This is a genomic window from Komagataeibacter xylinus (assembly GCF_009834365.1).
Classification (GTDB): Bacteria; Pseudomonadota; Alphaproteobacteria; order Acetobacterales; family Acetobacteraceae; genus Komagataeibacter; species Komagataeibacter xylinus_D.
Map to the genome: position 1 here is coordinate 2894400 of NZ_CP041348.1, position 11735 is coordinate 2906134.

The 11735-nt window shown below is 63.8% G+C and carries 16 protein-coding genes; all 16 read left to right on the plus strand.

Translation table 11 applies throughout. The features are described from left to right. Positions 1-22: 22 nt before the first annotated feature. Genes FMA36_RS13935 through FMA36_RS14010 form a run of 16 tightly spaced genes read left to right on the plus strand, consistent with a single transcriptional unit; the run spans position 23 to position 11649 of the window. Complete coding sequence (locus tag FMA36_RS13935; protein ID WP_159262920.1) at positions 23-325, plus strand: HNH endonuclease signature motif containing protein; 303 nt, start codon at positions 23-25, stop codon at positions 323-325. Then, positions 325-951, plus strand: a complete 627-nt coding sequence (locus FMA36_RS13940) for a helix-turn-helix domain-containing protein (protein ID WP_159262921.1) — start codon at positions 325-327, stop codon at positions 949-951. Before FMA36_RS13935 ends, FMA36_RS13940 begins: the two co-directional genes overlap by 1 nt. A gap of 20 nt (positions 952-971) precedes the next feature. Next, on the plus strand, positions 972-1541 hold the full coding sequence (locus FMA36_RS13945; protein ID WP_159262922.1) for a phage terminase small subunit P27 family: 570 nt from the start codon (positions 972-974) through the stop codon (positions 1539-1541). Beyond that, positions 1541-3178 carry a terminase large subunit gene (locus tag FMA36_RS13950; RefSeq protein WP_159262923.1) on the plus strand — a complete coding sequence of 546 codons (1638 nt, stop codon included), beginning with the start codon at positions 1541-1543 and terminating at the stop codon, positions 3176-3178. Before FMA36_RS13945 ends, FMA36_RS13950 begins: the two co-directional genes overlap by 1 nt. Before the next feature lie 6 nt (positions 3179-3184). Further along, entirely contained in the window at positions 3185-4504 is a 1320-nt protein-coding gene (locus FMA36_RS13955) for a phage portal protein (protein ID WP_159262924.1), read from the plus strand. 2 nt (positions 4505-4506) lie between these two features. Beyond that, a complete protein-coding gene (locus FMA36_RS13960; protein WP_159262925.1) occupies positions 4507-5205 on the plus strand; it encodes an HK97 family phage prohead protease in 699 nt (232 codons plus the stop codon). Between the two features lie 40 nt (positions 5206-5245). Next, a complete protein-coding gene (locus tag FMA36_RS13965; RefSeq protein WP_159262926.1) occupies positions 5246-6781 on the plus strand; it encodes a phage major capsid protein in 1536 nt (511 codons plus the stop codon). A gap of 44 nt (positions 6782-6825) precedes the next feature. After that, positions 6826-7131: a hypothetical protein gene (locus FMA36_RS13970; RefSeq protein WP_159262927.1), complete on the plus strand. Its 306-nt coding sequence runs from the start codon at positions 6826-6828 to the stop codon at positions 7129-7131. Continuing rightward, on the plus strand, positions 7131-7775 hold the full coding sequence (locus FMA36_RS13975; RefSeq protein WP_159262928.1) for a head-tail connector protein: 645 nt from the start codon (positions 7131-7133) through the stop codon (positions 7773-7775). The genes FMA36_RS13970 and FMA36_RS13975 overlap by 1 nt, the downstream gene beginning before the upstream one ends. Then, the gene (locus tag FMA36_RS13980) at positions 7768-8169 is read left to right on the plus strand and encodes a phage head completion protein (protein ID WP_159262929.1); all 402 of its coding nucleotides are present in this window, start codon (positions 7768-7770) and stop codon (positions 8167-8169) included. Before FMA36_RS13975 ends, FMA36_RS13980 begins: the two co-directional genes overlap by 8 nt. Further along, positions 8156-8695 carry an HK97 gp10 family phage protein gene (locus FMA36_RS13985; protein WP_159262930.1) on the plus strand — a complete coding sequence of 180 codons (540 nt, stop codon included), beginning with the start codon at positions 8156-8158 and terminating at the stop codon, positions 8693-8695. The genes FMA36_RS13980 and FMA36_RS13985 overlap by 14 nt, the downstream gene beginning before the upstream one ends. Further along, positions 8692-9261: a phage tail terminator protein gene (locus FMA36_RS13990; RefSeq protein WP_159262931.1), complete on the plus strand. Its 570-nt coding sequence runs from the start codon at positions 8692-8694 to the stop codon at positions 9259-9261. Before FMA36_RS13985 ends, FMA36_RS13990 begins: the two co-directional genes overlap by 4 nt. Continuing rightward, positions 9258-9485 (plus strand): DUF2635 domain-containing protein, encoded by a 228-nt coding sequence (locus FMA36_RS19510; RefSeq protein ID WP_240906375.1) that lies wholly within the window; start codon positions 9258-9260, stop codon positions 9483-9485. The genes FMA36_RS13990 and FMA36_RS19510 overlap by 4 nt, the downstream gene beginning before the upstream one ends. Further along, the gene (locus FMA36_RS14000; RefSeq protein WP_159262932.1) at positions 9482-10951 is read left to right on the plus strand and encodes a phage tail sheath subtilisin-like domain-containing protein; all 1470 of its coding nucleotides are present in this window, start codon (positions 9482-9484) and stop codon (positions 10949-10951) included. Before FMA36_RS19510 ends, FMA36_RS14000 begins: the two co-directional genes overlap by 4 nt. A gap of 12 nt (positions 10952-10963) precedes the next feature. Then, positions 10964-11332: a phage tail tube protein gene (locus FMA36_RS14005; RefSeq protein ID WP_159262933.1), complete on the plus strand. Its 369-nt coding sequence runs from the start codon at positions 10964-10966 to the stop codon at positions 11330-11332. Next, positions 11329-11649, plus strand: a complete 321-nt coding sequence (locus tag FMA36_RS14010; RefSeq protein ID WP_159262934.1) for a phage tail assembly protein — start codon at positions 11329-11331, stop codon at positions 11647-11649. The genes FMA36_RS14005 and FMA36_RS14010 overlap by 4 nt, the downstream gene beginning before the upstream one ends. Positions 11650-11735 lie beyond the last annotated feature (86 nt).

Sequence of the window (11735 nt, forward strand, 5' to 3'; positions counted from 1 at the left end):
TGCCGTCACAGTCGAGGCCAGCATGTCCCCAGTCTCCACATTCCGCCCGCATGGTAACCTGCAGGCATCACATGACCGCCAGCGCGGGTCTGCCGCATCGCGTGGCTATGGCCGCCGCTGGCAGCGCGTGCGTACCCAGTTCCTGCTGGAGCACCCAGTCTGCCAGTGTGACGACCCGGAGTGTCAGCGCCCTGCCACTGAGGTCGACCACATCCAGCCGCATCGTGGCGATTACGACCTGTTCTGGGATGAGGCCAACTGGCAGGCCCTGACCAAGGAATGCCACTCCCGCAAGACGCGCCGTGAAGGCGGCCGCACCTACTGATGGCGGCGGCGATGCACCTGCTGCCCCAGCGTGGCCCACTGGCGTTCTGGCGGCGTCCCTGTGGCGTGCGCCTGTTCCGTCGCTGGGGTGACTGCTCGCGCATCGCCGCTGCCTGCAACGTCACGCCGCAGGCGGTCAGCCAGTGGAAGCTCGTGCCCGCGCACCACGTCGCAACCGTCGCCCGCCTGCTCGGTGTGACGCCTGACCGCATCCGCCCCGATCTCGCACAGAGGAAGCTCATGACCGCCACCAGCATGGACCCACGCGACGCCGCTGCCGCCCAGGCGCAGCGCGATGAACGCCTCGACCGCATGACGGCGGATCTGGAAGCGGCCCGTATCGCTGCCCAGCAGGCGACCGTCCGCGCCCAGTCCGCGCTCACGCGCATGGAAGAAGCGCGCCTCGCGTATGAGCAGGCCCGCAGCGAGCAGCGTGCGCGGCGCTCGGCCATCACCCGTCTGCACCGCCAGATGCGCGAGGCCGGCCTGCCCATCCCCGACCTCGACGCCGATACCACCCCGCCGCGACCATCCAGCGCCGCGTCAGGGGTAGGGGGGGTCAAAACTACAGGGGTCAAAGCCGTAGACCGCACCCCCTCAAAACTCTCACCGCCGCGAAATTCCTGAACTTTTTTTTGGAGACAGCCATGATCCGGGGACGCAAACCCACACCGGACACGATCAATGAAGCGCGGGGAAATCCCGGCAAGCGTGCCCGGAAAACCATTAGTCTTGAGGCTCTGCCGGTTGCTGGCATTGATGCGCCCAAGCACATGCGCGCAAAAGGTCGCAAGTACTGGATCGAGGTCGCAGGATGGCTGGCCGAGAGTCGCATTGTGCGCGTGTCGGATCGCAACGCGCTGGCGCGGTATTGCGAGACGCTGGCCGATTACGTGAAGGTCACCGCCGCACTGGACAAGCAGGGGCACGTCTACACCACCGAAAGCAACCACGGGACCATGCAGCGGATCTCGCCATGGTTCATGGTGCAGGAGCGTCTGACCAAGCGGCTGCAGGATCTGGAAGACCGCTTTGGGCTCGCGCCTGCCTCGCGCCAGCAGATCCTCGCCCGCATGGCTGCCGGCACACAGACCTCCCTGCCGCTGGGAGGGGCGCAAAACAATCAGGACCAGAACGCGGGCACGGGGGCGCAGGATGCGCCAGTCATGTCCAATGACCCGCTCGACTTCTTCAATACCCAGTCCACGCGGCACTGATGAACCAGCAACTGCCCATGCCGCCCATGCCGCGTGGCGGCGAGAAGTTCGGTGCGTGGTGGGATGAAGGGGCTGCCCAGCGCGCCTGTGCCTTCTTCCCTGCCATGCTCCGGCATACGGAAGGCGAGTGGGCAGGTAAGCCCTTCCATCTGCGGGACTGGCAGCGCGATGAGATCGTGCGCCCCCTGTTCGGCTGGAAGCGGCAGGACGGAACGCGGCTCTACCGCTCTGCCTGGATCGAGATCCCGCGCAAGAACGGCAAGACAGAAGTGGCCGCCGGCCTTGCACTGCTCCTGATGTTTGTCGATCAGGAGTTCGGTGGCCAGGGCTATTCTATGGCCGTGGATGAAGACCAGGCCAAGATCGTGTTCAACAAGGCCACTGTCATGGTGTCCATGAATGAGGCCCTGTCGAACCGCCTGGAGCTTCTGAAGAAGTCCATCTTCTGCCCTGCCCTGTCATCCTCGTTCAAGCCGCTCTCATCCGGCCCGCGCGGCAAGCATGGTTTCTCGCCCACCTTCGCCATTGGCGATGAGGTGCATGAATGGCGCGATGGCGAGCTGGCCGATGTCGTGCACAAAGGCACGGCCGCCCGTCGCCAGCCGCTGGAAATCTACATCACCACGGCCGGCATCAACGGCGTGGGCTATGCCTGGGAACAGCACGAACTCGCCATGCAGCTGCTGTCTGGTGATGTGATTGACCCCACCATCCTGCCGGTCATCTTCGCTGCGGGCGAGAATGACGACTGGACCAAGGAAGAGACCTGGCGCAAGGCCAACCCGAATTACGGAATATCGGTCAAGCCCGATTACATGCGCGAGGAAGCCGCCAAGGCTGCCCGCTCCCCGCGTGCCGAGAACGACTTCCGCCGCTTCCATCTCAACCAGTGGACCGAGCAGGTCACCCGCTGGCTGCCGGTTGCCGAATGGAAAGCCTGCGCCGGCAGCATAGGGTGGCAGGATCTTCCTGCCCATGTACGCGGCCGCCGCTGTTTCGGCGGCATTGATCTGTCCCAGGCGCGCGACTGGAGTGCCCTGTGCTGGTGCTTCCCTCCCTTCGATGATCAGCCCGACGGCGATTACATTTTCATCTGGCGCTTCTGGCTGCCCAGGCAGTCCCTGCTGGACCAGCCTGCCGGCCGCCGTTCCCGCTTCCAGTCCTTTGCCGATAGCGGCGCACTGACCCTCCTGCCCGGCGCCATCGTCGACAACGCCTTCATCCGCCAGCAGGTCAATGACGATGCGCAGCTTTTCCAGCCGGAATGGATCGGCATCGATCCCTTCAACACCGGCGACATGCCCAACCGCCTCAAGGATACTGATGGCCTGCCCATCGAATACTTCCGGCAGGGCTTCCTTTCCATGTCGCCTGCCTGCAAGGGCTTCGAGCGCCTGGTCATCGGCAACAAGATGCAGCACGGCGGCAACCCCGTCGCGTCATGGATGGCCCGCAACATCTCCGTCACGTCCGACCCCGCCGGAAACATAAAGCCTGACAAATCGGTCGAGACAGGTGCCTCGGGCAAGATCGACGGCATCGTGGCCGCGATCATGGCCTACGGTGGCGCCACCCTCAAACCTCCTGAAAAGCCCGTTGGTGTCCAGAACATCAACGGTATCCTCGTCATAGGGTGACTGCACATGCCTCCTGCTATCCGCCGCGAGCCAAAACTCTCCTTCCCCGAGCGCAAGCCCGCGCCGGTGAACAAGGATGTCGGCACCACCACCATTCCCAGCCTCGGCATGTTCGCGGCCTTTGGCGGCTACCCCGCCAGCACCGGCACGCCGGTCACCCCGTTTACCGCCCTGCAGGCTTCTGCCGTCTATGCCTGCGTCAACTGCATCTCCCAGGACATCGCCAAGCTGGAGCTGACCATCCGCCGCAAGCTGCCCGGTGGCCGGGGCTATGTGAGCGTCAATGACCATCCGCTCTCGCGCGTGCTGCGCAAGCCCAACTCATGGCAGACAGCCAACCAGTTCTGGCGCTACCTTATCACCTCGCTCAAGCTGCGCGGCAATGGCTATGCCGCCATCATCCGCGATGCAGGCGGCGCGCCCATTGCCCTGATCCCGCTCTCGCCTGACATCACCACGCCCGTCGTGTCCGAAACCGGGCGCGTCTATTACCGCTTTTCCCATCCCGCCATCGGCCAGGGTCAGCTGTGGTATCAGGAGAACATCCTCCACCTGCGCGACACCATGGTCGACGGCGGCTATATCGGCCTCTCTCCCATTGCCTATGCGCAGGATGTCATGGGCGTCGCCATCGCCGCCCAGCGCCATGCCGCCATCCTCTTCCGCCAAGGCAACCAGTCCGGTGGCGTTCTGTCCACCGACAAGCCTCTCTCGCCCGAGGGGGCGGTACAGATCGCCAATGAAGTGGCAGGCCATTACCAGGGCGTCGAGAACTCATCCAAGCCGATGGTCCTGGGTGGCGGCATGAAATACGAGCGCATGACCCTGACCAATGAAGAGGCGCAGTTCCTGGAGTCCCGCCGCTTCTCGGTCGAGGAAATCTGCCGCATCTTCCGCGTGCCACCCCACAAGGCCCAGCACCCTGTCGGCGGCACGTTCTCCGATATCGAGAGCGAGGAGCAGGCCTACATTAACGATACCCTGCAACCCGTCGCCACCGAGGCCGAGCAGGTCGGCACCGACCGCCTGCTGTTTCAGGATGAAGTCGAGGCCGGCCTGCAGCTCTATTTCGATTTCGCCAGCCTCCTGCGCGGCAACATGAAGGCGAGATACGAGGGCTACAGCATCGGCACCCAGACCGGCATCCTGTCGGTCAATGAAGCCCGCGCCAAGGAAGGTCTCGCCCCGATCGAGGGTGGTGACGTGCACCGCTTCCCGCTCAACACCGGCGACATCACGCCACCCTCCCCGCCACCAACAGGCGCGCCTGGCGACACCGCGCCCGAGGCCAAACCCCAGATCACTCCGCCACCAGAGGACAACTGACCATGCGTACCGTCTCCCCCGCACGCTTCGCCAAGATGGCATGGGAATGCCGCAAGCGCGGCAGCACATCCCGCCTGTCCGACCTGCGCGTCGTGCGCTCCTTCATCACCAAGCTCGATGCCCCGCAGGATGCCGGCGAGACCCGCCAGCTGCGCTACACCATCACCACCGATGCCGTGGACCGCATGCAGGATGTCATCTCGGCCGATGGCTGGGATCTGAAATCCTACCTCCAGAACCCCGTCGTGCTCTGGGGCCATGACCATGACCTGGTCATCGGCAAGGCGATCGACATCTCCCGCGCCGGCAACGGCCTGGACGCCACCGTGCAGTTCCAGCCCAGCGACATGCCCATCGTGGGCGGCTGGGCCGATTATGCCTTCCGCTCCGGCATGACCGGCTTCATCCGCGCCACCAGTGTGGGCTTCCGCCCGCTGGAATGGGATTTCACGGAAGATGAGGAACGTGACGGCGACAGCTGGTTCCCCGGCATCGATTTCAAACGGCAGGAACTGACCGAGTTCTCCGTGGTCAGCGTGCCGGCCAACCCCGAGGCCCTGCTCGCGCCTGACGCCACCGTTGCAGGGGCCGGTGGGAAAAGCCTTGAAAATCCCGGCGCACGGCCAGACACGGCCAGTATCGACGTAGCGCGGGCGCACCTGCGTGCTACGCGGGCAAGACGGTTCGCGCTCCCGGCCTGACTTCCCTACGGGTGCGGGCGCGCCCTCAAGAGGACGGAACATGCCCGCACCAATCAATCTCGAATCCCTCAAGGAACTCCGCCGCCAGCGCAAGAAGGCGGCGGATGATTATCGTAATACCGTAGCCCGGCTGGAAGAACGTGCCATCGCCCGCGTCAAGGCCGCCGAGGAAGGCAACCCGGTCGACCCCGAAACCGCCCAGACCGAAGACAAGGCGGATAACGACGCCATCACCGGGCTCCAGCGTACCATTGAAGACCTCGACACCCGCATCGGCCGGGTGGAGGAAGTCCTCAACCTCGACGCCGCAAATACAGCTGACCCCGAAGGCCCCGAGGGGCAGCAGGAAATGGGCATGAGCCAGAACCTCCAGCGCACCATCATCGGCGTGCCCTTCAAGCAGAAGATGGAAACCGGCAGCCAGTTCATCCATTACATGCTCGCCGTGGGCCACGCCAAGAAATACGGTTTCCAGAACGCACTCAAATACGCCAAGGAAGGCCTGGGCAATACCGATGTCGAGCGCGCCCTTGCCGCTGGCGGCCAGACCACCGGCGGCGCGCTCGTGCCACAGCAGTTCGTGGCCGACCTGATCGAACTGCTGCGCGCCGCCACCGTCGTGCGCCGCGCCGGCGCCCGCACCATCGACATGGCTACCGGCAACCTGACCATGCCCCGCCTGGCGGGCGGCGCCACGTCCGGCTACCAGGACGAACTGGACGATATCGGCGTCAGCCAGGAAACCTTCGATGACGTGCAGTTCAATGCCAAGAAACTGACCACGATTGTCCCGGTATCGAATGACCTTATCCGCCGCGCGGCCATGTCGGTGGACCAGATCGTGCGTGATGACCTGATCGCCTCGGCTACCCGACGCGAGGATCTGGCATTCCTGCTCGGTGCGGGCACGCTCAAAGACCCGATCGGCATTCTCAACATGGGCGGTGCTGTCGTCGCAGGCGGGGCTGCGACCCTGACCGGCGCAATCAATACGCTCCAGTCATGTGAACTGACCCTGAAAAACGGTAACAGCCGCATGATCGCGCCGGCATGGATATTCCATCCCGCAGTTGAAGCCTTCCTCAAGGGCCTGACCAACGAGGTCGGCGGGTATTTCTTCCGTGATGAAATGAACACGGGGAAGTTGTCCGGCTACGATTACTACACCACCACCCAGCTGCCCACGAACCTCCAGACTGATGGCAAGGGAAGCTACATCTTCTTTGTCGACATGGCCGATATCCTGATCGGCGACGCCTACACGGCCGATATCGAGGTCTCGTATGAGGGTGCCTACAAGGGCACTGATGGCGAGATGGTCTCTGCTTTCCAGCGTGACCAGACGATTTTCCGCATCATCCGCGAACACGACATCCAGACCCGGCATCAGCAGTCCATCGCCGTGGCGGACGTGGATGGGTGGATGCCTGGCGGCTGGACCGGCATGTCTGCTGGCGCGCCCTACACGACCCAGCCACTCAACACGTCCGGCTCGGCAGCGCAGAGCGCCAACCCGACCAGTGGCACAACCACGTCATCCGGCAGCACGACATCGTCTGGCACAACGGGCAGCTAAGGCTGCCCATCACCCATTTCCATTCCTGACAGGAACATCAGACCATGCAGCATTTCCGCCGTGCCACAACTGTTGCCCTAAAAGACGCAGACCCCGGAGAAGCCGTGCGCCTCACTCGCTGGTGGCGGGGTTACCAGAAAGGGCAGGTTGCCCGGTTCAATACGATCACATCCACCCAGCTCAAGGCGAAGGGCTGGGCCATCCCTTACAAGCCCACAAAGGAAGAGAAGGAAGACGACGAACGTCGCGTCCAGATCCAGACCGATGGCATCATGCAGGATCGCCGCCTGCGGGCATCCGTCATCCAGGGCCTGGCTGAACCCACCAGCCCCAAGCGCACCCGCGCCTGATGCCCACCACTCTTGTCCTGCGGGTCAAGACGCCGCCGCAACGCAAGGCCATATCGCTTGGCTTTGCGAAGCGGCATCTGCGTATCGACCACGATGATGATGATGACCTGCTGCGCACCTACATCAGGGCCGCAACATCATGGGTGGAGAAGTTCACCGGTCGCGCCCTCATCACCACAGAATACACCATGGCAGTCGGCGACCAGCCCATCGCCAACGCATGGCCCATGACGCCCTCGCCCCTGCTGGTCCTGCCGCTGGCCTATTCGTGGCCGCCCATGCACCCGCGTCCCTACCGGCTGCTGCGCGCCCCGTTCCAGACCTTCGGCGGCATACAGGTCATCGACCCGGAAGGTGCGACCGATACCCTCTCTCCCACCGATTACTGGCTCGATGCCGCATCCGAACCCGCCCGGTTTTCCATGACCGGGTCGTTCGGTCTGCTGCGTGGCCGCCACCTGCTGGTCACCTTCACGGCAGGATACGGCGATACGCACAAGCAGATCCCTGCTGACATCAGGCTCGCCATCGCCATGCTCACCGCCTACATCTACGAGAACCGGGGCGACATGAGCATGGAGGCCATGCCCGACTGGGCCGAGGCCATGCTCTTTAACTATCGCCTGGTGTGGTTCGGTGCCTGAAGACGAACGCATCCGCGTGGGGCGCCTGCGCTGGCCGGTGCTCATCGCACGCCGCAACCAGATGCCCGACCAGACCGGTGCCGGCATCGTCACCGCGTTCCAGGGCATGGCCAAGACCCGCGCCGATGTGCAGGCCGTGGGCGCCATGACCTACTGGGGCACCATGCAGACCGACAGCCCCGCCATCACCCATCGCATCTTCATGCGCTGGGCTGATGCCATCCCGAACACCCACGCCATTTTCCGCACCACACGCCGCAATGACGGCTCGCTTAGGTGGGAACAGTTCCGCGTGCGCCGCTGGAAGGAACTCGGCGGCCGCAAGCGCTTCGTGTGCATCGAATGCGAGCTGGAACAGCAGGGAACGGATGAACAGATCGATGCCACGCAATAGCAATATCCAGATCCAGATTTCCGCCTACGCTCCCGTTTTCTCCAAAAAGCTGCTCCGCAAGAACCTGCGCACCGCAGGGCAGGAAGTGGCTGCCGCCGCCCGGCGCAACATCCGCTCCACCATAGGCGGCGGCCGCATCTACTACGGCGCCGGCGGCTCCATCAAATACCGTGGCGGCGCCAACCCCGGCAAATACCGCGCATCGGCACCCGGCCAGTCACCCGTCAACGTCACCGGCACGCTCGCCCGCTCCATCAAGGCACGCCTGCTCAAGGGCAAGAACCGCGATGTCGAGGCCATTACCGACAGCGCTTTCTACGCCAAGTTTCTGGAAGTCGGGGCAAAGGGCGGCAAGCCCGGTGGCCGCAACAAGCGCAGCCGCAGCCAGCTCTATGTCTCCAGCCAGCGCGTGCTGGCCCCGCGCCAGTTCCTGTCCAGGGCACTGGCCGAGCGCGCCAGCTCCATCGAGCGCCGCATGGCCGATGCCGCGGTAAAGGACATCGTCATGGAGCGCGTCAGGACATGAACATCGACGCCGTCATCATGCAGATCCGCGCCTGCTCGACTTTCCTCGCGCGTGACGCCAATGGCGAGACCTGTGTTGCCGGTGCAGCCGAGCTGGCGCAGGTGGTCGACAAGGCATGGCTCAAACGGCCCGCCGCCTACGTCATCCCGCTCGATGATGCCGCTGGCGACAATATCTCGCTTAACGGCCTCGACCAGGACGTGACCGAGACCATCGGCATCGTCGTCGACATGCCCAACCGCACCGACCAGCGCGGGCAGCACGCATCCTCGCTCGTCGACCTCGCCCGTGCCGACCTGTTCCGGTGCATCCTCAACTGGCGGCCCGATTGGGCGACCGGTGCAAGCAAAGGCTTTTCCTATGCCGGCGGCCACCTGGTGCACATGGATCGAGAGCGGTTGCACTGGCAGTTCGATTTCTCCTTGAAAATCCTCATTACCGATGAAGACGGCTGGCAGCCCCCGGCTGATCCCATCATAGGGATAGAGGCAACATTGACTGATCCCGAGAGCGGCGACGACACCCCGTTCGGCTTCACGCTCGGTTCGCCTGGAGGCAACACATGAAAATCTACCCGGTCGAGGGCCGGACGGTCAGAGACCCCCGCACCCGCGCGCCCGTTCCCGCAAAAGGGCTCACCGTATCGGATTACGATCCGTTCTGGGCACGCCGCCTGCGTGATGGCGATGTCACGAAAACCGCACCACAGGCCGAGGCCAAGCCGGTCGAGGCTCCTGCCGCCCAGCCTGAAACCACGGCCGAGGCCCCCGCGCAGGAGAGCAAGTCGTGAGCATCACCTATCCGAACTACCAGACCACGAACCGCGTCCCCGGCGTGTTCGCGGATATTGACCCGACCTTCGCCAATGATGCCAGCACCACCCTGCGCTCGCTCATCATCGGCCAGCGCCTCAAGGCTGGCAGCGCGCCTGCCGGCACGCCGGTCATCATCCCCAGCCCGTCGGTTGCCGTCTCCATGTTCGGCGCCGGTTCGCAGGCTGCCATCATGGTCTCGCACTATCGCAACATCGATACGTTCGGCGAGCTGTGGGTGCTGCCACTGGATGATGATGCCGCAGCCATTCCCGCCAAGGGCGCGATCGCGCTCTCGGGCACGCCCACCGGTTCCGGCACGATCGTGTTCGAGATCGATGGTGCCCTGGTGCCCGTCGTCTATAACGCAGGCGATGCCCCGGCCGATATCGTAGCACGCATCCCCGTCGCCATGGCGCAGGTGGCGAACATCCCCGTGGCCGCCGGTGATATCACCGATGCCTCCCTGCCGCTCACGGCCCTGAACGCGGGCGAGTGCGGCAACGACATCCTGCTCGGCACGTCCGATACCTCATCGGATTACACGTCCGATGGCATCACCATCACTTTCACCCAGCTCACGGGTGGCAGCGAGAACCCCTCGGCAGCGCTCACGCCTGCGCTGGCAAACCTTGGCGACCGCACCTTCGACTTCGTGGCCTGCGGCTATACCGACGCCACCAGCCTGGCCGCCATGGAGGAGTTCTGGAACGACCAGACCGGTCGCTGGTCATGGCTCCAGATGCTGTTCGGCCACGTCTACAATGCGCGCCGTGGCACGCTGGGCGAGATCACCACCTTTGCCGCCACGGTCAATGACCAGCATCACAGCATCATGCCCATTGCCGACAGCCCGCATTCGCCCATCCGCTGGGCAGCCGAGATCGCGGCAGGCGTGGCGAACAAGGCGCGCAATGATCCTGGGCTGCCGCTGACCCAGATCGCGCTCACGGTCATGCCCCCGTCCCTACCCAGCCGCTGGACATTCTCCGAGCAGAACAGCCTTCTGTATGAGGGCATGTCCACCTTCTCGGTCGGCGATGACGATACCGTCTACATCCTGCGCATGGTCACCACCTATCAGGAAGATGCCTCGGGCATGGCCGATGACGCCTATCTCGATGCCGAGACCATGAACCAGCTGGCATATGTCATCCGCGACCTGCGCGCATTCCAGGCCCCCTACCTGACCAAGAAGCTGGTGTCAGACACAACGCGCATCGCCGCCGGATCTGATGCGATCAGCGCCTCGGTGGTCAAGCAGGCCCTGATCAGCCGCTATGCCACGCTGGAGACGGCAGGCTACGTGCAGAACAGCGCCAATTTCGCAGCAGGCATCCTCGTGCAGAACGCAGGCGGCGGCCAGCTGCGCGAGCTGCTGCCGGTCGATGTCGTCAATCAGGTGCGTGACATCCCCATGCTGATCCAGTTCCGCAAAAGCTGAAAGAGCTAGACAATGGCAAATATGCGCCGCGCAGGTGTCGCGGAAGGATTTATCAACGGTGTGTCCTACGACATTACCGAAACCCGCTACAGCCCCACCAAATGGGTGCGCGAAACCCTCAAGGGCCAGAACGGCATTCATGGCTATTCCGAAATGCCGCAGCAGGCCCGCATTGTCCTGTCCATACGTGATGCGGGCGGCATGACGGTGGGCGATTTCAGCGAGATGGTGGACGAGGAAGTCCAGCTCGTCCTTGCCAACGGCAAGACTGTTGGCGGTTCGGGCATGTGGTGCACGGAAGCGATCGAGGTCAACACCGTCGAAGCCACCATGGAAGTCACCTTTGAAGGCGTGAGCGTTACGGAGACCACAACATCATGACCAAGCACCCCGCACCCCCTGAACCGGTAAAGACCATCGAACTGCCGGAGCCGGTCACAAGCCGCTCCGGCGCCACCTATACCGAACTGAACCTGTCTGAGCCCACCGGTGGCCAGGTGCTCAATGCCGAAAAGCACCTCAAGGGCGCCACCATCGGCCCGGCAGACCTGCGCATGTATTCGCTCACGCTGGTCTCACAGAATGCGGGCATCCCGTTCAGCGATGTGCGCGACCTGTTCCCCATCAGCGTCATCAATGAAGCAACCCGATACCTCCAATCTTTCATAGAAGCTGGCCAGGAGACTGGCGAGAACTGACCGTCTTCCTGTCACGGCGGCTCGGCTGGTCAGCACAGGAATCACAATCCCTGACGCCCACGGAGATGGTGTGGTGGCTGGAGGAA